The sequence below is a fragment of the Streptomyces sp. NPDC005866 genome (assembly GCF_040629895.1).
Lineage (GTDB): Bacteria > Actinomycetota > Actinomycetes > Streptomycetales > Streptomycetaceae > Streptomyces.
This window is the reverse complement of sequence record NZ_JBEXWP010000018.1, coordinates 37,138-55,827: the sequence shown is the minus strand read 5'-3', so window position 1 is coordinate 55,827 and position 18,690 is coordinate 37,138. Positions and strand designations below refer to the sequence as shown.

Here is an 18,690-nt window from a genome sequence, read left to right as displayed (position 1 = left end):
ACCGAGTTTTCGAACAGGACACTTCGCACAAACGGAGCGTTGTGCGGCAGACCCTTGTGCAGACCCTCATGGAGCCAGACTGACCACTGCGGCCTCGGCGAGTTCGGGCACCCGTCAGCCCGGAGTCAAGGGTGGATGCAGCATGGCCGTTGAGTAGAGGTTTGGTGACACGCAGAGCGGCGGGCTCGCAGAGGACGAAGGATATGAGCGATCGCTTCCCCGCCTTGGGGGACGGAGAAATCGTTTCAGCAGGTCAGGCCGACCGTTTTGTGATGATCAGTGCTGTGATGTGATTACTGCACACCGATGAGCTTGGCGTAGGGTGACGGTGCTATTAACTGTCCGTCCAAGTACCCGAGTTGACGGTTAGGTCGGCGGTGTACCGCTGTGTACCCCCGGGCTGATCGAGAGGACTCTCATGTCTGAATCTCCGGCATATGCAGCGCGTCCGGAAACAGGTTCAACGGCCGCTGCGGGCCCGGCACGAGGCAGGCACGGCAGGCCGCCAGCACAGGATGAGACGACAGCTTCCGCCGCCCGCTCCGGGATGGTGCGCCTCGCGGTCCTTCCAGCAGCCTTCATGGCAGTGCTCGGGGCCGCTCTCGTCATCTACGTTCTGCGGGCTCAGGCCGGCTCGGCCGATGCAGCCACCTGGGGCGTCCTCGCCGCCGCCGCCGTTCTTGGCGCCAGCGTGCTGATCGGCGCCGCACGCGCCGCCACAGCCGAGGGGCGGCAATTGGCCGGGCGCTATACCTCCTTGCTGCACACCGTTGCCAGGGGCCGTAGTGAAGTTCAGGCGATGGCGGTCGCGCTCGAGCGGGGAGAACGCGTGGAGCAGCCCCTGTTCGCGCAGCACGCCCCCAACGAGATCAGCAGCTACAGCCGTCTCGCCTCTGAAATCAGTCTCGCCCAGTTCGAGGTCAGGGCTGCCTTCGCGCATGCCGTGCAGCTCATCCAGGGCAGCGATCCGGGTACCGAGGAAAGGGTCGAGGTCTTCGTCAACCTCGCCCGGCGCCTTCAGTCGCTCGCCCACCGCCAGCTCAGCAGGCTTGAGGCGCTGGAGAACGAGGTTGAGGATCCCGAGCTGCTGAATGGCCTCTTCCACGTCGACCACATGGCGACTCGCATCCGCCGGCACGCGGAGAACGTCGCGGTCCTCGGCGGCTCCGTGTCCCGCCGCCAATGGACCCGCCCAGTAACCCTGATGGAGGTGCTGCGGTCTTCGATCTCCGAGGTCGAGCACTACTCCCGTGTGAAGCTGGTGCCGCCGATCGAGGGTTCGTTGCGCGGCCACGCGGTCGCAGACGTCATCCATCTGCTGGCGGAGCTGTTGGAAAATGCGACCTCGTTCAGCGATCCGAGCACCCAGGTGCTGCTGCGAGCCCAGAGAGTAACGGCAGGGCTGGCCGTCGAGGTGGAGGACCGCGGCCTGGGTATTTCCCCAGAGGAGCAGGCGCGGCTCAATTCCCTGCTCACCCAGCCTGACCGCATCGACCTCAGCAAACTCCTCGTGGACGGCCGTATCGGCCTGTATGTGGTCTCCGAGCTGGCCCGCCGCCACGGCATCGCGGTCCGGCTCCAGAGCAACATCTTCGGTGGCATCCAGGCGGTCCTGGTCCTGCCGCATGGGCTTGTCGGTGACGAGTCCACCGAGGTGCCGCTCCAGGCGGCTGTCGAGGCAGCCCGGCCCCTGCCGTCTGCTGCTCCTCAGCCTCCCGCTCTGCAGGCGGGACCCGACGCGGGGTACGTACCCCCGTCGCTGGATACAGCGGAGCCGATGCCTCAGCGGCGTCCGATGCCTCAGGGTCAGCCGGTGGCTGCATCAGCGCCACGATCGGAGCAGCAGACCCAGCAGCGTCCGATGCCTCAGGGTCAGCCGGTGGCTGCATCAGCGCCACGATCGGAGCAGCAGACCCAGCGGCGTGCGATGCCTCAGGGTCAGCCGGTGGCTGCATCAGCGCCACGATCGGAGCAGCAGACCCAGCGGCAGGCAGGGCCAGTCCAGCGGCCGGCAGCCCACGATCCCGGGCCGTACGAGAGAGATTCCCGCATCGGGCGGCCGCCGCTGCCGCAGCGTCAGGCACAGGAGCACCTGGCGCCGCAGCTCAGGGATGCGCCCACCGCACGCATGACGGGGGGCATGCCGGAGGAGGAGCACGATCCGGGTCTGATGGCGGCCTTCCAGCGAGGTTTCAGCCTCGCTGATGAGGCACCCGCAGATGGCCCCGCTGAAGACCCTCGCTAACCGCCGATCTCACACGTCCCCTGAGGAGAAAGACGCACCATGGTGAGCGACACGCAGACCCAGAACCTCGACTGGCTCTTGAAAGGCCTCGTCGAGAGGGTTCCACATACCCGTAGCGCTCTTCTGCTGTCCGGGGACGGTCTAAGGAAGGCTGTCGAGGGGCTCACTCGCGACGACGCCGACCACATGGCCGCACTGGCTTCCGGAATGTACTCACTCGCCCGCAGTGCTGGTGTCCGCTTCGCCGAGGGGGCTGATGTGCGTCAGGTGGTAGTAGAGCTGGATACCGCCCTTCTCTTCGTGTCCGCAGCGGGCTCCGGCGCCTGCTTGGCGGTGATGGCCGGTCGTGAGGCCGACGCGGCCGTGCTCGGCTACGAGATGGCGATGCTGGTCAAGCAGGTCCGCCCGGCCCTCGCTACACCTGCCAGGGCCAGGCACCAGGCGCCCGGCGCCGTGCATGCTGCGGGGCACCGAGGATGACGGACGCGCAGGGAGGGGCGTGGCTCGACGATGAGGCCGGACGGTTGGTCCGGCCCTACACCGTCAGCAATGGCCGCACCCGCCCCACAGCGCATTTCGACCTTCTCAGCCTCGTGATGGCCACCGGTATGCGGCCGAGGACCTATCTCGGCCCGGACTACGACCAGGTCCTCGATCTGTGTGGAGCCCGCCCCATCTCGGTGGCCGAGGTCGCCGCACATCTACGGGTTCCGGCCACCATCGCCAAAGTTCTGCTGTCCGACCTCGTAGGGCACAAAGCGCTGACCACACAGGCGCCCCGCCCCATCGAGCCGGCGTCCCCAACCGACCGAAAAATCCTGGAGGCGGTGCTCCATGGCCTTCGAAAGCGGCTCTGAGCCCTTTCCCACTGCCCTGAAGATCCTTGTCGCCGGAGGATTCGGGGTCGGCAAGACCACCTTCGTCGGGGCAGTCAGCGAGATCGCCCCACTGAGTACCGAGGAGTTGCTGACCCAGGTCAGCGCCCGCACGGACAGCCTGGTGGGCATCGAGGAGAAGACGACGACCACCGTCGCCATGGACTTCGGCCGCATCACTCTCAGCCGGGATCACGTCCTCTACCTCTTCGGCACGCCGGGCCAGGAACGGTTCTGGTTCATGTGGGACGAACTGTCCAACGGGGCGCTGGGCGCGGTGGTGCTCGCCGACACCCGCAGGCTCGACTCGTGCTTCGCCGCTGTCGACTTCTTCGAGCGGCGCGGCATCAGCTTCGTGGTGGCCGTCAACCAGTTCGACGGCGCTTACCACTACGAGCCCGACGAGGTCCGCGCCGCGCTCGCCCTCAAGCCCGATGTACTCGTCGTGCTGTGCGACGCCCGGCAGTGCAATTCCAGCACCAACGTGCTCATCGCGCTCGTAGAGCACCTGCTCGTCACCGCTCCCGGCATGTCGCCCGCGGAGCCCTCCCCGCTGCACTGACGCACGCCGCCGCCGAAGGAGTTCGCATGTCCGCGCCCATCCCGTACACGCAATACGACCCGACCGCCCAGATGCTGGTGACACCCGAGGACACGGACGCACCCGCTCGGGTAGAGCGCTTGCGCACGATCGGCGTCGGGAATGCCCCCGTCCCGGAATTCGACGCGTTCGCCCGCGATCTGGCTCGCACCCTCGGCGCCCCGTACGCCATGGTGAATTTCATCGACACGGAGCGGCAGTACTTCGCCGGTCTCTTCACGCCTGCGGACGGACAGCCGGGCGTGGAACTGGGACCAAAGCAGGACGACGACCGGGTGATGGCGCGTGATCACGGCTGGTGCCCGCACGTCGTGGTGCGGCGTAAGGCGCTGGTGCTGGAGGACGTCTTTGCGTACCGGAAGTTCGCCGGAAACCCCGTCATTGACGAGCTGGGCATCCGCTCGTACGTGGGTGCACCGCTGATCGACTGGAACACGGGAGTCGCTCTGGGCACAGTCTGCGCCATTGCCCCCGAGCCCACGCCGTGGGGGCGGGAGGGCCTGGAAACCATCAAGTCCTTCGCCCAGCAGATGGTCGACCGCCTGCGCGAAATTGAGGAGCGAGGCCAGCTCTGAGCGAGGCCGGGCTGCCGCCCTCGGCGGAAGGCCCATGAAGATGCGAGGCGGGAGCCGCGGGCACGGCGCTGTGTCCGTGGCTCCCCCTTTTTACACCGCAGTGGTCTCCAACCGCTCCGCGTCCAGGTGGTCTGTCGGCTCAGTCCGGACCAGGTCAGCCAGGCGCTCGGACCACTGGCCCTTGGCCGTACCCAGCGCATGTTCGGCCAGGCGCAGGAGCTGGATGTCGGATGTGCCGGCCGGAGCGTAGATGTGCTCCGCGTCCCGCAGATAGCGCTCCACGGGGCGATCGGTGAACAGGCCGCTCGCAGCGTGAATGTCCATGCTGTCGCGGGCCGAGTCTCGGGCGGACTCGACGTTCAAAAACTTGGCGCTCATCAGCTCCGCGTCGCACGGCTGGCCATGGTCCAGGCGATGAACGGCATGGTAGGCGGCCAGCCGGGCGGTCATCAAGCGGTGCTGCATCAAGCCCAGCTTGAGTTTGATGTTGCTCAGCTCGCCGAGCGGTTTGCCGTATCGCTCACGCTCGATACACAAGGCGGTCGTCTCCTCGACGACTGCAGTGTGGATGCCGAGACTGACCGCGGTCAGGTTGGGCCTGCCGTAGAGCACACTTGAGGAATACGCCACGGCCAGGCCCTGGCCCTCGGCCCCAAGGAGATTCGCCGCCGGTACGCGGCAGTTGTCGAAGATCAGCTTGCCGAAGCTGAAGCCGTGCAGCCCCATGGCGGGCTGGTGTTCGGCGAGCGAGAGCCCCGGACGGTCCTGCTCGACGAGGAACGCCGACAACCCCTTGGATCCCTCACCGGTGCGGACGACAACGCCGTGCAGGTCGGCCACGTGCGAATTGCCGACGAAGACTTTGTGGCCGTTGAGCACGTAGTCGTCGCCGTCGCGTACGGCGGTAGTGGCCATGCCAAGAACGTGCCCGCCTGATTGCTCCTCGGTTGTCGCGATGGTCGGCAGGCAGTCCCCAGAGGCGATCCGCGGCAGCCACGTTCTCTTTTGGACATCGTTGCCAAAATGAAGGATCTTGGCTACGCCGAGTTGGCTTGCCTGCACCATGGCGCCCATGGCTCCGCTCACCCGGGCAAGTTCCTCGATGATGATTGTCTTGGCGAGATGCCCCGCCCCCATGCCGCCGTAGGCCCGGTCGATAGTGACCCCGATCCAGCCCTGCCGGGCAATCAGCCACGACACCTCGTGCGCTACGACCTTGGAGGCCTCCATCTCCGCTATCCGAGGCCGTACCTCGCGTTCGGCGAACTCCCGGACACGCTGCCGCAGATCCTCGTGCCAGGGCTTGGTGAAGTACCGCTGCACAACCCCTCCTCCGCGCTGCTCCACATCCCCTCCGATATGGGGGGACGTCCTTCGGGCAGTGGTTCTCCGCCTCCAGGCAGACTGTCTGTACGATTGTCGCCCTATCAATCCTTCTCGGCCAAGATCGTCAGCGATGTTTGACTCAAACACTGCGTCTTGCGCAGTGACCCCAACTGTGCGACGTGGTAGAGCACTTGTTCGGGCCCAGGGTCAGTGGGGGCGAAGCGACGCAAGCGCGAACTGGGGCCGCCCGGAAACGGCACAGGGCCGCCACCAGGCACTTGCCGGTGGAGCGCACAGTTGAGCGGCACCGCAATCAGTCACCCACCCGCTGTCCGATAAGAGCCTGCCGCCGAACGGCGTTTACCACCCATCAAGCGCAGTTCAGCCAACATCACAGGGGCACGGATATAAAGGTGGCCTGTGGGCATGCTTACTGCCCGGCCACTGACCACGCCGCCGGCGCCTGGTATTGCTACGCCAGCCGGGCCGACACCTCTGAAGACGGCAAGGCTCGAACGACTCGAAATGGGACTTGCGGGCGGTCTGCACCAGCGAAGACGAGCTCGACCTGCTGGGCGCAGGCTGGACGACAGCCGAACGCCACGACGCGGAGGGGCTCGCCTTCGTCGTCCTACGTGAACCTGCACCAGCCCCGGGACTGTCCTGAAAGACACGACACTCCCAACATGTGATGAGGTGCTGGTGTGCTCGCCGTAGGGGAAGGGCGAGGGATGGCCCAGCCAGGGGGCTCCGGGGAGAAGTAGATGTCAGAGCGCGTCCACGCCGCTCACCTTCCAGCCGTCGGACGTGCGGGTCAGCGTCATCCGCACCCGGTTCAGGTCGACGCGGGAGCCCGAGACCTGAATGCTTGTGGTCACCTGGTTGACGAAGAGGAGGACCACGGCACGGTCCGGTGACGCCGAGATCACGGAGGCCGCCGGGGAGCCGCCGGTGGGCTGCGCGACCGTTGCCTTCACCACGCCGTGGTACTTCCTGGCCGTCGGTCCGACCACCGTAGTGGTGGTCTTGCGGTACTCGTCGCGGAAGTGTCCGGTGAGCCGGGCGCCGGCCGTCGCGAAGTCGCGGTCCAGGTGCCGGTAGTTGTACGACAGGACGACGGGTGCTGACTGCTGCGCGGCCGTGAGTGCCTGCCCGCGTGCCTGATCGGCCAGTAGGCCCTCCCGGTACCGCCACCCGAGCATGGCGGCCGCTACCAGGGCCGCCACTAGCAGGACGCACAGGACCGCGGTGAGCAGCCCCCGCCTACCGGGCCGCGTGGCCGCACCGTGGCCCGGCTCGCCCTCCTCCTGCGGCCCGTCCTTCTCGAAGGATTCCGGCGAGGGCTCGGGCGGATCGTCCCAGCCGTCCTCCTGCGGGGGCTCGATGAGGACGGTGCGGCCGGCGTGCTGCGCCTCGGGGCGCCCCGGGGCGTCCTCGTCGATGTCGGTCGACGGGTCCGGCTCGTGGTGGCCGCGCTCCGCGCGTTTGGCCGCCGCGCGGGCGGCCGCGGTCATGGTGCGCCGGGTGCCTGGGCCGGAGCGGCTGCCTCGGGTGGTCGTCTTCGCCACGGTCTTACTCCTCATGTCCTCATGGGTGGTACGGCGGTCAGGCTCCGTCAGCCGACGAACTCGACGTCCGAGGTCAGCCAGCGGCCGCCGCGGTGCACCAGGTCGAGCTGCAGCCGATAGGTTCGCGCCTCGCCCTTGGGCGCGGCGGTGTTGGTCACCTTGCTGTCGGCGACCACCAGGACGCGGGCCGAGTGCGCGTCGGAGCGGACGATGCCCGCGTCGAGGACCTGGCCCTCGGATACGGACTTGTTCGCGGCGACGAGCTTGGTCAGCTGGTCGGTCTGCGCGGCGAACTGCTTCTTGAAGTCGCCGGTGGCGCCCTTGAGGACATTCGCGCTGTCCCGGTCGTAGTGCCGGTAGTCGAGCGAGGTGAAGTTCAGCGCCGACTGGCGGGCCGCGGCCAGGATGTCCTGGCGGCGCTGCTCCGTCTCGTGCTGGCCGTAGAAGCTGAGGCTCAGCCAGATGGTCAGTGCGGTGGTGAGGACGGTCGCCACGGCGAGCCCCGTCGACCATGCCCTGCCCGACCAGGCCTTGCTCGTCCACGACCTGCCCGACAGGGCCCTGCTCATGACCCCGCCCGTGACCCTGCTCACGCCATCGGTCCGACTAGCAGCCATTGCCACGACTCCTTTCCGAACACCGCCTGTTGGCCGCCCGTCGAGCCGATCTCGACGGGCCTTCCGTCCGGGCCGGTTGCGGTGCCGGTCTCCGGGTCGTACGGCGTGATGTACGCCGTCTGGTTCGCACCGCCTGAAGCGGTCGACGCGGGGGCGTTCTGCGCGCCCCGTACCGACGTCTTGCTTCCGCGCGGGGCCGTACAGCGCGCGTCGGTGTTCGCCTCACGCCTGCTGGTGTCCGCCGGGTCACGCCGCGCCGTCCCGTACCCCTGGGTGCACGGCGGCGGGTCGTCGGCGTTCACCACCAGGCCGAAGTGGGTGGTGCCGTCGCCCGGGACGACCGTGTAGCTGCCCGCGACCAGCGCCGGGAAGGTGACCAGGGACTGCTCCACGCCGGGCAGGCGGGCCAGCGTGACCTGGCCGCCGCTGATCAGGTTGGCCAGCAGGACCGACAGCCGTGGCCCGGTGGACTTCAGCAGCGAGTTCACCTGCTGTGCGGCCGGAGTCGCGTTGCCGATCAGCTTGCGCAGGTCCCCGTCGCTCGACTTCAGCTGTGCGCTGAGCGCCGCCAGATCGTGCGCGAACGACTTGATGGATGATCCTTGGTCGGCCTGTGTCTTGAGGACCTTCCGCGAGTCCTCGATGAGCGAGATCGTCTGGGGGAGTGAGTCGGACGCCGACTCCACGAGCGCGTTTCCCGAGTCCACGAGGCGGCTCAGGTTCGGGCCGGTGCCGGAGAAGGCCTTGCCCAACTCGTCGACGGTGATCCTCAGGTCGGCCTTGTCGACCGAGTTCACCAGTCTGTCCAGGCTGAGGACCAGGTCCGTGGTGGGCAGTGGCACGCGGGTGCTGGTGCGCGGGATGGCGCTGCCGTCGAGGAGATACGGTCCGCTCGACCTGCGCGGCTGCAGGTCGACGTACTGCTCGCCCACCGCCGAACGGTTCGCCACCACGGCGAGGGTGTCCGCCGGGATGCGCGGCGCGTCGTCCTTGATGTCGAGGGAGACCGAGACCCCGTCGGAACCGGTCAGCCGCAGCGTGCCGACGCGGCCCACCGGTACCCCACGGTAGGTGACCTCGGCGCCAGGGAAAATGCCCCCGGAGTCGGCGAAGTCCGCCTGCACGGTGTAGCCGCTGCCCAGGACCTTGTCCACCAGGCCCGTGTACTCGGCGCCGACGTACGACACACCGATGGCGGTGAGGGTGGCGAAGGCTAGGAGTTGGGCCTTGACCGTTGGTGTGATCACGGCTGGACCCCTTTCAGCATCAGTTCTGCGAGCGCGAGGTTTATCCCCTCGGGCAGGTCCGCGTCGGTTGTGTCGGTCGTGTGGCTGCTGGTGCACACCGGCGGGCACAGCGGACCGCCGCCGCCCGACGGGACCGACGGGGCGGGTGGGACGGAGGGGGTCGGCACACTCGGTGTGCTCGGCAGCGCGGTGGGTGCCGGAACGCTCGGCAAGTCGGGGAGACCCGGTACGTCGGGAGCGCCGGGAGTCTCGGGCTTCTTGGAATCGCCGTTGCCTTGGCCGGAGTTGCCGGCCGTCACATTCCCGTAGAGGTCCGACAGATCGAGGTCGGCCGTGATGTGGAGGTTGACGTAGTCCCCCTTGACGGCGTCCGCCGTGTTGCGCGGGAACGGGTAAGTGGTCAGCAGTTCAAGGGAGTTGGGCAGATCGTCGCCCGCCTTGTTCAGCTGCCGCAGGATCGGCCGCAGCTGCTTGAGGTTCGCGACCGTGTCGTCGTGCGAGGCGTTGACCACCTTGGTGCCGCTCTTGCCCAGATCGGACAGGGCGGTGAGCATCCTCGTCAGATCGCGCCGTTGGTCGGCGAGGACCTTCAGGGCCGGCGGCATCGTGTCGACGGCCTGGGCGATCGTCTTCTTCTCCTTGCCGAGCCGCCCCGCGAGCCGGTCGACGGCCTTGAGCGCGTGGACGATGTCCTTGCGCTGGTCGTCCAGGCCGCCGATGAACGTGTTCAGCTCCTTGAGCAGCGACCTGACCCGGTTCTCCCGGCCGCCCAGGGCCTTGTTCAGCTCCACGGTGATCGTCTTGAGCTGGGCCACTCCGCCGCCGTTGAGGAGCGCGGACAGTGCGGACAACACCTCTTCGATCTCCGGGTTGCGGCCGCTGCGGGACAGCGGGATGCGGTCGCCGTCGCCGAGCCGGCCCACGGGGGCCGTGCCGGGCGGGGCGGAGAGCGCGACGTACTTCTCTCCGAGCATGCTGGTCTGCCGCAGCTCGGCGACCGCGTTGGCGGGCAGCTTCACCGAGTCGGCGACCCGCAGCCGTACGCGCGCGTGCCAGCCGTTCAGCTCCACCTTCTCGACCGCGCCCACAGTGACGTTGTTGACCTTCACCGCCGATTGCGGCACCAGGTCGAGGACGTCGCGGAACTCGACGGTGACGTGGTATGCGTGGCCGTCGGCGGCGGCTCCGCCGGGTAGCGGGACGTCGTACCAGCCGTTGAACTCGCAGCCTGACAGCAGCAGAGCGCCAGCCGCGGCCCACGCGACCGCCCCGACCTTGCGCAGAGCGTTCATGCGCTCGCCCCCAGAATTCCGCCGAGCGTGCGGTCGACCGTTCCCGTCACCGCGGAGCCCTCAGGCACCTTCGGCAGGGAGTCGAAGAGCTGTTTCAGCTCCTTGCAGTGGGGGTTCTTGCCGCCTTCGTCGCCCGTCGTCTTCAGTACGGAGCACAGCAGCGAGGCCGGATCCTGTGCCTGCTGCGCGTTGTTGCGGGTGTCGAGGGTGCCCGCGGACGGGTTGTAGGCGTTGTTCAGGTTCGACAGACCCGTGGGAGCGACCTCCAACAGCTCGGCCAGTGCGGCCCGTTGGGTGACGAGCACCTTGGTCACCTTGCTGAGGCCCTTCACGTTCGAGGTCAGCGACTTCTTGTTGTTCTTCACGAAGGCGGAGACATCGCCGAGCGCCGTCCCCAGGTTCTTGAGCGCGTCCGCGAGATCCTTGCGCTCGCCCGCGAGCTGCTCGGCGACCTTGGCGAGGCTGGTGTTGAAGGACCGCACGCTCTTGTCGTCGGCGGCGAGCGCCGCCGTGAACACCTGCAGGTTGCGTACCGTGCCGAAGAGGTCCCTGCGGCCGTCGGACAGTGTGGTGACGGCCTGCGAGAGGTCCTCGACCGTCTGATTGAGGTTCTCGCCCTGGCCGTCGAGGTTGTCCGAGCTCACCCCGAGCAACCGTGACAGCGAGCCGTCCTGGTTGGCGCCCTGGGGGCCGAGCGCGTCGGCCGTCGTGTGCAGACTGTCGAAGATGCGGTCCAGTTCGACCGGCACGGCCGTGCGTGTCTCGGGGATGACGGCACCGTCTTGTAGCAGCGGGCCCTTCCGGTACACCGGCAGCAGCTGCACATAACGGTCGCTGACCACCGAGGAGTTGATGATCGCGGCCTTGGCGTCCGCCGGTACCTTGCGGCCTTCGTCGTACTTCAGGTCCACCCGCACCCGGTCGCCCTCCGGCGTGATCTTCTCGACCTCGCCGATCCGGACGCCGAGGACGCGGACGTCCGAACCGGGGTAGATGCCGACGGTGCGCGGGAAGTACGCGGTGACATGCACGGACTCGGAGCGCGGCCACAGCACGTAGGTGAGCGTGGCGACGAGGGCGAGTGCGGTGACCACGGCCAGGCGCTTCTTCAGGTTCTTCACCGGGTGCCTCCCGTGCGCGGCACCACCGGAGCGGCGACCAGGTTCTGGATGTAGCTGTCGAACCAGCGGCCGTTGCCGAGGGTGTTGCTGAAGACCCGGACGTACGGCGCGAGCAGCTTGACGCTCCGGTCCAGGCTCGACTGATTGCGTTCGAGCATCCGCACCACGGTGTTCAGGCCCTTGAGCGCGGGTCCGATCTCCTTGTCGTTGTCCGCGACCAGGCCGGAGAGCTCGATGCCGACCGCGGCGGAGCTCTTCAGCAACTTGTGGATCGCCTCGCGCCGCTTGATGATCTCCTTGAACAGCTGGTCGCCGTCCTTGACCAGCGCCGTGAAGTCCTCGGAGTGCCCGGCCAGCACGCCCGTGACGCCGTTCGCGTGGTCGAGGAGTTCGCCCAGTGCCTTGTCGCGCGAGGCGACCGTCCGGGAGATCTTCGACAGGCCCTTGATGGACGCCCGTACCTCGGCCGGCGAGTCCTGGAAGGTGGTGGAGATGGTGTCCAGGGCCTTCGCCAGCCGGTCGGTGTCGACCTTCTCCGTCGTGGTGGTGAGATCGCTGAACGCCTGGACGACGTCGTACGCCGGAACCGTCCGCCTGAGCGGTATCTCGCTGCCGGGTTTCAGTTGCCCCGGTCCCTTGGGGTGCAGCCCGAGGTACTTCGCGCCGAGGATCGTCTTGACCCGGATCGAGGCGCCCGTCTCGGTGCCGAACCCCGGATCGCCCTTGATCTTGAAGGTGACCTTGACGTGGTCGCCGTCCAGGTCGACGTCCTCGACCTTGCCGACCTTGACGCCGGCGATCCGCACCTCGTCGCCGGGCTTGAGGCCGCCCGCCTCCGAGAAGGCCGCGCTGTACGTGTCGCCGCCGCCGATCAGCGGCAGGCTGTCGGCGTTGAACGCGGCCACGGTCAGCAGCCCGAGGACGGTGAGGCCGACGGCTCCGATCAGTACGGGGTTCCGCTCCCGGAACGGGGTCAGGCGCGGGCGGCGTATCCGTATGCGGGGCAGCTTGGGTGGTTCGATGCGCACTTTGACCAGTGGTTCCGGGCGGTGGGGGCGGGGTGCCCGGCGTGGCAGGAGCCGCATTTTCGGCAGCTTGGGTAGGTCGACGCGGACCTTGACCAGCGGTTCCGGGCGGCGCTTACGGGTCCTACGTGGAAGGAAGTGCTTCGTCATGCGCCGCACCTCGCCCTTGCCACGTGCAGCTCGGGAGTGAGTACCTGCTTCGTCTTCGGCAGCACGATCCGGCCGTCGAAGTCGCAGAGGTAGAAGTTGAACCACGAGCCGTAGGACGCCGTCCCCGTCAGCTCGTTGAGCTTGTCAGGCAGCCGTTTCAGCACGCCCTCCACGGTGTTCTCGTTCTTGTTGAGCGTTCCGGTGAGATCGGTCAGCTCGGCGATGTCGTCCTTCAGTGGTGGACGCGCGTCCTTGAGCAGCCCCGAGGTGGCGTCCGTCAGGTCGCCGATGCCCACCAGGGACTGTCCGATGGGCTTGCGGTCGGCGGACAGTCCGGAAATCACCCGCCGCAGCTGCTTGAGCAGCCCGGAGAAGCGCGTGCCGCGTTTGTCCAGCGTGTCCAGCACGGTGTTGAGGTTGTCGATGACCGAGCCGATCAGTTTGTCGCGGCCGGCCAGCGTCGTGGTGAGCGAAGCCGTGTGCACGAGCAGGCTGTTGACGGTGCCGCCCTCGCCCTGGAGGGTCCGGATGATCTCGGTGGCGAGCTGGTTGACGTCGTGCGGGCTGAGCGCGGCGAACAGTGGCTTGAAGCCGTTCAGCAGCGCGTTGAGGTCCAGCGCGGGCTGGGTGCGCGACAGCGGGATCGTGGCGCCGGGCTTCAGCCGGGTGCCGTCTCCCGCGCCCTCGGTCAGGGCGACGTAACGCTGTCCGACCAGGTTCCGGTAGCGGACCACCGCGCCGGTGCTGTTCAGCAGCGGACGGTCCGCGCCGACTGTGAAGGTGACCTCCGCCAGTGTCCGGTCCTTGATCCGGATGCCCTCGACTTCGCCGACCCGCACCCCGGCCACCCGGATGTCGTCGCCCTTCTCCAGGCCCGTCACGTCGCTGAACACCGCGCGATAGGTGTGCTTGGGGGTGAGGGAAATGTTGACGATGGTGGCGGCGAGGAGGGCCGTCGCCAGGACCGTCACCAGCGCGAACAGGCTGAACTTGATCAGCGGGGCAGCGGCCTGCCGCGCTCCTGACGTCCTCGTGGTCCGCAGGGCCTTTGGGATCTTCGGCATCTTCGGTGTCCTCATGCGACGCTCACCGCCGTTCCGCGCGCCATCGGTCCGAACAGCAGGGTCGCGACCGGCGGCACCTCGTCGGCGGGTACGCCCATGACGGGCGCCACGAGCGAGCCGACGGCGCGCTGCTCGGCCCGGGTGGCGGAGACGCCGCCCGGGCCGGACGGACTCCCCTGCTTCGAGCCGTCGTTGAGGTGCACCCCGGGTGCGGGCACCGGGGGATGGGGCAAGTCGCGGCAGTTCGGCCCCGACCGCTCGCCGTAGCGGGGATACTCACCGGGTGCGTACGCCCCCTGCTGGCGCACGACTTCGAGCGTGATGTGCATCTTGCCGCCCCGAAACGCCTGCTCGGAGGCCTGTTCCTCGCGCACCAGGCCGGCGAGGAGGCAGGGGTACTCGGGCGAGTAGCGGGCGAAGAGGTCGAGCGTGGGGCGGGAGACCCGGCCCAGGGTGATCAGCCGGTCGCCGTTCGCGTCGAGGAAGTCGTCCGCGGTGCCCGCGGCGGTGGCGGTCGTGGTGAGCGCGGACGCGAGCCGGTCCCGCTGCTCGACCAGGGTGCGGCTGGTGGTGACGGTGTTGCGCAGGATCGCCATCAGGTCGGGAGCCGCGTCGCCGTACGCCTCGGCGACGTCGGCCAGATGTGCGAAGTCCTCGGTGAGGGACGGCAGGTGAGGATTGAGCCGGTGCAGGTAGTCCTCCACGCGCGTGAGGTTGTCGCCGATCCGGTCGCCGCGCCCTTCGAGGGCGGTGGCGAACGCGGAGAGCGTGGCGTTGAGCCTGCCGGGCTGCACGGTCCGCAGCAGCGGCAGCAGGTCGTTCATCAGCTGCTGGAGCTCGATGCCGACGCGGGTGCGGTCCTGGGTGATCACGTCCCCGGCGCGGATGGGCCGCGCCGAGGAGCGCGCGGGCGCGACCAGGTCGACGTACTTCTCGCCGAACAACGTCTTGGGCAGCAGACGCGCCTGGACGTCGGAGGGGATGTCCGCGACGTACTCCGGCTTGAGCGCGATGTCGAGCGTCGCCTTCGCCCCGTCGGCGTGCACCGCGCGCACCTCGCCTACCAGCAGCCCGCGCAGCTTGACGTCGGCGCGTGGATCGAGCTGGTTGCCTAGGCTGTCGGCCTCCAGCTTGATCCGTATCGCCGGCGTGAACACCTGCTGGTACACGGCGACGGACAGGGACAGCAGCAGTGCGAGCACGGCGAGGAACACGACGCCGTACAACCGCAGTCTCAGCACTCTCATACGGCTCATCCCGCAATCCGTACGGTCGTGTTGGCGCCCCAGATCGCGAGCGACAGGAAGAAGTCCACGACGTTGATCGCGACGATCGAGGTGCGCACGGCGCGGCCCACGGCGACGCCGACGCCCGCCGGGCCGCCGCTCGCGTAGTAGCCGTAGAAGCAGTGCACGAGGATGATCAGGACGGCGAAGACCAGCACCTTCCCGAAGGACCACAGCACGTCGACCGGCGGCAGGTACTGCTGGAAGTAGTGGTCGTAGGTGCCCGCCGACTGCCCGTAGTAGCCGGTGGTGATGGTGCGGGCGGCGAGGTACGAGGACAGCAGGCCGATCACGTACAGCGGGATCACCGCGACGAAACCGGCGATCATCCGGGTGGTCACCAGGAACGGCAGCGAGGGCACGCCCATCACCTCGAGGGCGTCGATCTCCTCGCTGATCCGCATCGCGCCGAGCTGGGCGGTGAATCCGGCGCCGACCGTCGCGGAGAGCGCCAGACCCGCCACCAGCGGGGCGATCTCCCGGGTGTTGAAGTACGCCGAGAGGAACGCCACGAAGTTGGAGGTGCCGAGCTGGTTGAGCGCGGCGTAGCCCTGGAGCCCCACCTCCGTGCCGGTGAAGAACGACAGGAAGGCGATGACGCCGACCGTGCCGCCCACGACGGCGAGGGCGCCGCGCCCGAAGCTCACCTCGGCGAGCAGCCGCAGGATCTCCTTCTTGTAGCGGCGTACGGTGCGGCCCGTCCACGCGAGCGAGCGGCCGTAGAAGGACAGTTGGCTGCCCAGTTCCTCCAGGCGATTCAGCAGCGCCATGGCTCAGCCCCTCTGCGGAACGACTTGGAAGTACACGGCGGTCATCACGAAGTTCGTCACGAACAGCAACATGAAGGTGATCACCACCGACTGGTTCACGGCATCGCCCACGCCCTTCGGGCCGCCTTTCGCGCTCAGTCCCTTGTAGGAGGCGACGATCGCGGCGATCGCGCCGAACACCAGTGCCTTGATCTCCGCCGCCCACAGGTCGGAGAGCTGGGCGAGCGTGGTGAAGGAGGCGAGATAGGCGCCCGGTGTGCCGTTCTGCAGGACGACGTTGAAGAAGTAGCCGCCTGCGACGCCGACCACTGACACCAGGCCGTTGAGCAGCACCGCCACCACCATCGACGCCAGGACGCGTGGGACGACCAGCCGGTGGATGGGGTCGATGCCCAGCACCTGCATGGCGTCGATCTCCTCGCGGATCTTCCGCGCCCCGAGGTCCGCGCAGATCGCCGTGCCGCCGGCGCCCGCGATCAGCAGCGCGGTGACGATCGGCGAGGCCTCCCGCAACACCGCGAGGACCGAGGCGGCCCCGGAGAAGGACTGGGCGCCCAACTGCCGGGTCAGGCTGCCGATCTGCAGCGCGATGACCGCCCCGAAGGGGATGGACACAAGGGCCGTCGGCAGGATGGTGACGCTCGCGATGAACCAGGCCTGCTGGATGAACTCCCGTGCCTGGAAGGGCCGTCGGGGCACGGTCCGGACGACGTCCAGCGCCATCGCGAAGAGGTTCCCCGAGTGCCTCAGCGCTCCGGTCGGTGACAGCCTCATGCGTCCGCCACCTCACTGCGGTGCAGCTCGGACTCGCGGCGCGCGATCGCCTCCCAGCGAGGCGGGCGGGTGAGGCCGGGGCTAGGCAGCAGACGCGGTGTCATGTCGTTGCCGACATGGCGGGCGCGCCGCTCGACGTCGCCGAGCCGCGCCAGCTCCTCCTCGACCTGCGCGGCGTCCTTCTCCTCGGCCATGCCGATCGGCCCCTGCATCCGGCCGTTGAGGAACTGCCGTACGACGGGCTCGTCGCTGGTCAGCAGCTTCTCGCGGCGCCCGAACATGACCAGCTCACGCCGGAACAACAGCCCGATGTTGTCCGGCACCTGGCGGGCCGAGGCGATGTCGTGCGTGACGATCAGGAAGGTCGCGTCGATCTGTGCGTTGAGGTCGACGATGAGTTGGTTGAGATAGGCGACGCGCACGGGGTCGAGCCCGGAATCGGGTTCGTCGAAGAGGATGATCCCGGGGTCGAGGACCAGGGCTCGGGCGAGACCGGCTCGCTTTCGCATGCCGCCGGAGATCTCGCCGGGCAGCTTCCCCTCCGAACCGATCAGCCCGACCATGTCCATCTTCTCCAGCACGATGCGCCGGATCTGGCTCTCGGACTTGCGGGTGTGCTCGCGCAGCGGGAACGCGATGTTGTCGTACAGGTTCATCGAGCCGAACAACGCGCCGTCCTGGAACAGCACGCCGAAGAGCTTCCGCACCTCGTACAACTCGTGCTCGCGCAGTTTCGTGACGTCCCGGCCCGCGACCTTCACGGAACCCCGGTCCGGCTTCAGCAGCCCCACGAGCGTCTTGAGGAACACCGACTTGCCCGTGCCCGAGGGGCCGAGCATGACTGAGACCTCCCCGGCGGGGAGCGTCAGCGAGACGTCCTGCCAGATGACCTGGTGACCGAAGGACTTGGTCAGCCCTTCCACACAGATCTCGACACCCATCCGGCCCACCCTTCGCACCGTGGAGCAGCTCCGACATCTGCTCTACGGGGAGGGGCGGGGCGTCCGTCGTGGCGGACACGGATTTTTTTTCGAGGGTTCTACGGCAGTGGGGTCGGGGTCGGTACCTCGACGGGCGCTTCGGGTGTGGCCGGAAGCGTCGTCGGGACCGTGGACGCGGCGGGCAGATCAGGGACAGGGGGCACGCTCGGCAGGTCGGACGCCCCCGGGATGTCGGGGACGGGCGGCACGCTCGGCAGATCGGACGCCCCCGGGATCTCAGGGACGGCCGGCACCGGTGACAGCGAGGCCTCCGGCAGGGGCGGCACCGACAGCGGCAGCGGCGACCGGTCGTGGTCGCCGGGCGGCGCCGTCGGCGTCGCTCCGTGGGACGTCGAGGCGGCTGACAGATCACGGGCGTTCGGGGCGGCTGCCCGGCCGGCGCCGTCGGGCCGGGCGGTCTGTGTGGTCGCCTCGGCCATACGGGACACGGAGGGGCGGGGAACCGTGTCCTGCCCGCCCCCGCCGTGGACATGCGGCAGCACGAACCCCGCCACCACCAGGGTCGCGGCCGTCGAGGTCACCACCACGGCCTGCGCGTCTCCGCCCGGGCGCAGCTTGCCGCGCCCCCACAGGAACAGGGCGACGCCCAGCGTTCCGGCCAGCGAATTGCGCAGCGTGCGCCGGGCCCGGGCGAGCAGGGACTCGACGGTCCGATAGCTCAGCCCCATGCGCACGGCGACCTGGCCGACGTCGAGGTCCTCGGACTTCAGCCGGAGCGCCTCGGCCTGCCGCGCGGGCAGTTCCCCGCTACGCACGGCCAGCCACCTGGCCTCGGCCCGGTCGCACACCGCCTCCTCGACGGGCACCGGCCCGGGCGCGGTGAGCGTGGGGCTGCGGTGTACGTCGGCCTCACGGCTGACCTGGCGGTACCGATCGACGCACAGCCGCATGGTCACGGTCGTCAGCCAGGCGCCGAGGCGCTCGTCGTCGAGGTCGGGGCGCTCCGCGGCGCGCAGCATCGCCTCGTGCACCGCGTCCTCGGCGTCCTCCGGGCTCATCGACCTGCGCCAGGCCACCTTGAGCAGTTGCTCGCGGTGGCTCCAGATGAGCCGCCAACGGTCGTGGGCCGCCTGTATCTCCGCAGGCATGTCCGGCATGTCCATCGCCATGAGGGCCCCCTCGCGCTCACCCGCCGGTCCTGTACCGCCCGACG

Annotated in this window: 18 protein-coding genes; 5 read left to right on the top strand and 13 right to left on the bottom strand. The window is 68.5% G+C overall.

Annotated elements, in window-relative coordinates; all coding sequences use genetic code 11:
- Positions 1–580 precede the first annotated feature (580 nt).
- From ABZ396_RS25240 to ABZ396_RS25220, 5 genes are read left to right on the top strand one after another with little or no spacing between them, the layout of a single operon-like run.
- Complete coding sequence (locus ABZ396_RS25240) at positions 581–2,245, top strand: ATP-binding protein (RefSeq protein ID WP_358916263.1); 1,665 nt, start codon at positions 581–583, stop codon at positions 2,243–2,245.
- A gap of 39 nt (positions 2,246–2,284) precedes the next feature.
- Complete coding sequence (locus tag ABZ396_RS25235; RefSeq protein WP_358916265.1) at positions 2,285–2,725, top strand: roadblock/LC7 domain-containing protein; 441 nt, start codon at positions 2,285–2,287, stop codon at positions 2,723–2,725.
- Entirely contained in the window at positions 2,722–3,102 is a 381-nt protein-coding gene (locus tag ABZ396_RS25230) for a DUF742 domain-containing protein (RefSeq protein WP_358916266.1), read from the top strand. The genes ABZ396_RS25235 and ABZ396_RS25230 overlap by 4 nt, the downstream gene beginning before the upstream one ends.
- Complete coding sequence (locus ABZ396_RS25225; RefSeq protein WP_358916268.1) at positions 3,080–3,682, top strand: ATP/GTP-binding protein; 603 nt, start codon at positions 3,080–3,082, stop codon at positions 3,680–3,682. The genes ABZ396_RS25230 and ABZ396_RS25225 overlap by 23 nt, the downstream gene beginning before the upstream one ends.
- Before the next feature lie 26 nt (positions 3,683–3,708).
- Entirely contained in the window at positions 3,709–4,296 is a 588-nt protein-coding gene (locus ABZ396_RS25220; RefSeq protein WP_358916269.1) for a GAF domain-containing protein, read from the top strand.
- A gap of 90 nt (positions 4,297–4,386) precedes the next feature.
- Here the strand turns inward: ABZ396_RS25220 and ABZ396_RS25215 are convergent, their stop codons facing one another.
- The 13 genes from ABZ396_RS25215 to ABZ396_RS25155 all read right to left on the bottom strand — a co-directional run bounded on the left by ABZ396_RS25215 (position 4,387) and on the right by ABZ396_RS25155 (position 18,646).
- Positions 4,387–5,619 (bottom strand): acyl-CoA dehydrogenase family protein, encoded by a 1,233-nt coding sequence (locus ABZ396_RS25215; RefSeq protein WP_358916270.1) that lies wholly within the window; start codon positions 5,617–5,619, stop codon positions 4,387–4,389.
- A gap of 770 nt (positions 5,620–6,389) precedes the next feature.
- Complete coding sequence (locus ABZ396_RS25210; protein WP_358916271.1) at positions 6,390–7,190, bottom strand: hypothetical protein; 801 nt, start codon at positions 7,188–7,190, stop codon at positions 6,390–6,392.
- A gap of 47 nt (positions 7,191–7,237) precedes the next feature.
- Positions 7,238–7,759 (bottom strand): hypothetical protein, encoded by a 522-nt coding sequence (locus ABZ396_RS25205; RefSeq protein WP_358916273.1) that lies wholly within the window; start codon positions 7,757–7,759, stop codon positions 7,238–7,240.
- Between the two features lie 20 nt (positions 7,760–7,779).
- Entirely contained in the window at positions 7,780–9,054 is a 1,275-nt protein-coding gene (locus ABZ396_RS25200; RefSeq protein ID WP_358916275.1) for an MlaD family protein, read from the bottom strand.
- Positions 9,051–10,346 (bottom strand): MCE family protein, encoded by a 1,296-nt coding sequence (locus tag ABZ396_RS25195; RefSeq protein WP_358916277.1) that lies wholly within the window; start codon positions 10,344–10,346, stop codon positions 9,051–9,053. Before ABZ396_RS25195 ends, ABZ396_RS25200 begins: the two co-directional genes overlap by 4 nt.
- Entirely contained in the window at positions 10,343–11,467 is a 1,125-nt protein-coding gene (locus tag ABZ396_RS25190) for an MCE family protein (protein ID WP_358916279.1), read from the bottom strand. The genes ABZ396_RS25195 and ABZ396_RS25190 overlap by 4 nt, the downstream gene beginning before the upstream one ends.
- A complete protein-coding gene (locus ABZ396_RS25185) occupies positions 11,464–12,444 on the bottom strand; it encodes an MCE family protein (protein ID WP_358916478.1) in 981 nt (326 codons plus the stop codon). Before ABZ396_RS25185 ends, ABZ396_RS25190 begins: the two co-directional genes overlap by 4 nt.
- Before the next feature lie 194 nt (positions 12,445–12,638).
- Positions 12,639–13,706, bottom strand: a complete 1,068-nt coding sequence (locus ABZ396_RS25180) for an MlaD family protein (protein WP_358916280.1) — start codon at positions 13,704–13,706, stop codon at positions 12,639–12,641.
- Between the two features lie 11 nt (positions 13,707–13,717).
- A complete protein-coding gene (locus tag ABZ396_RS25175) occupies positions 13,718–14,962 on the bottom strand; it encodes an MCE family protein (RefSeq protein WP_358916282.1) in 1,245 nt (414 codons plus the stop codon).
- On the bottom strand, positions 14,959–15,762 hold the full coding sequence (locus tag ABZ396_RS25170; RefSeq protein WP_358916284.1) for an ABC transporter permease: 804 nt from the start codon (positions 15,760–15,762) through the stop codon (positions 14,959–14,961). The genes ABZ396_RS25175 and ABZ396_RS25170 overlap by 4 nt, the downstream gene beginning before the upstream one ends.
- A gap of 3 nt (positions 15,763–15,765) precedes the next feature.
- Positions 15,766–16,536 (bottom strand): ABC transporter permease, encoded by a 771-nt coding sequence (locus tag ABZ396_RS25165; RefSeq protein WP_358916286.1) that lies wholly within the window; start codon positions 16,534–16,536, stop codon positions 15,766–15,768.
- Entirely contained in the window at positions 16,533–17,477 is a 945-nt protein-coding gene (locus ABZ396_RS25160; protein WP_358916288.1) for an ABC transporter ATP-binding protein, read from the bottom strand. The genes ABZ396_RS25165 and ABZ396_RS25160 overlap by 4 nt, the downstream gene beginning before the upstream one ends.
- Positions 17,478–17,575: 98 nt before the next feature.
- Positions 17,576–18,646: a sigma-70 family RNA polymerase sigma factor gene (locus tag ABZ396_RS25155; protein ID WP_358916290.1), complete on the bottom strand. Its 1,071-nt coding sequence runs from the start codon at positions 18,644–18,646 to the stop codon at positions 17,576–17,578.
- Between the last annotated feature and the right edge of the window lie 44 nt (positions 18,647–18,690).

What these genes read in the sequence shown, in the direction of transcription:
- ABZ396_RS25240 (WP_358916263.1), top strand. Translation starts at nt 581, where the DNA reads ATGGCAGTGCTCGGGGCCGCTCTCGTCATCTACGTTCTGCGGGCTCAG.
- ABZ396_RS25235 (WP_358916265.1), top strand. Translation starts at nt 2,285, where the DNA reads ATGGTGAGCGACACGCAGACCCAGAACCTCGACTGGCTCTTGAAAGGC.
- ABZ396_RS25230 (WP_358916266.1), top strand. Translation starts at nt 2,722, where the DNA reads ATGACGGACGCGCAGGGAGGGGCGTGGCTCGACGATGAGGCCGGACGG.
- ABZ396_RS25225 (WP_358916268.1), top strand. Translation starts at nt 3,080, where the DNA reads ATGGCCTTCGAAAGCGGCTCTGAGCCCTTTCCCACTGCCCTGAAGATC.
- ABZ396_RS25220 (WP_358916269.1), top strand. Translation starts at nt 3,709, where the DNA reads ATGTCCGCGCCCATCCCGTACACGCAATACGACCCGACCGCCCAGATG.
- ABZ396_RS25205 (WP_358916273.1), bottom strand. Translation starts at nt 7,759, where the DNA reads ATGAGCAGGGCCCTGTCGGGCAGGTCGTGGACGAGCAAGGCCTGGTCG.
- ABZ396_RS25195 (WP_358916277.1), bottom strand. Translation starts at nt 10,346, where the DNA reads ATGAACGCTCTGCGCAAGGTCGGGGCGGTCGCGTGGGCCGCGGCTGGC.
- ABZ396_RS25180 (WP_358916280.1), bottom strand. Translation starts at nt 13,706, where the DNA reads ATGCCGAAGATCCCAAAGGCCCTGCGGACCACGAGGACGTCAGGAGCG.
- ABZ396_RS25175 (WP_358916282.1), bottom strand. Translation starts at nt 14,962, where the DNA reads ATGAGCCGTATGAGAGTGCTGAGACTGCGGTTGTACGGCGTCGTGTTC.
- ABZ396_RS25170 (WP_358916284.1), bottom strand. Translation starts at nt 15,762, where the DNA reads ATGGCGCTGCTGAATCGCCTGGAGGAACTGGGCAGCCAACTGTCCTTC.
- ABZ396_RS25165 (WP_358916286.1), bottom strand. Translation starts at nt 16,536, where the DNA reads ATGAGGCTGTCACCGACCGGAGCGCTGAGGCACTCGGGGAACCTCTTC.
- ABZ396_RS25160 (WP_358916288.1), bottom strand. Translation starts at nt 17,477, where the DNA reads ATGGGTGTCGAGATCTGTGTGGAAGGGCTGACCAAGTCCTTCGGTCAC.
- ABZ396_RS25155 (WP_358916290.1), bottom strand. Translation starts at nt 18,646, where the DNA reads ATGGCGATGGACATGCCGGACATGCCTGCGGAGATACAGGCGGCCCAC.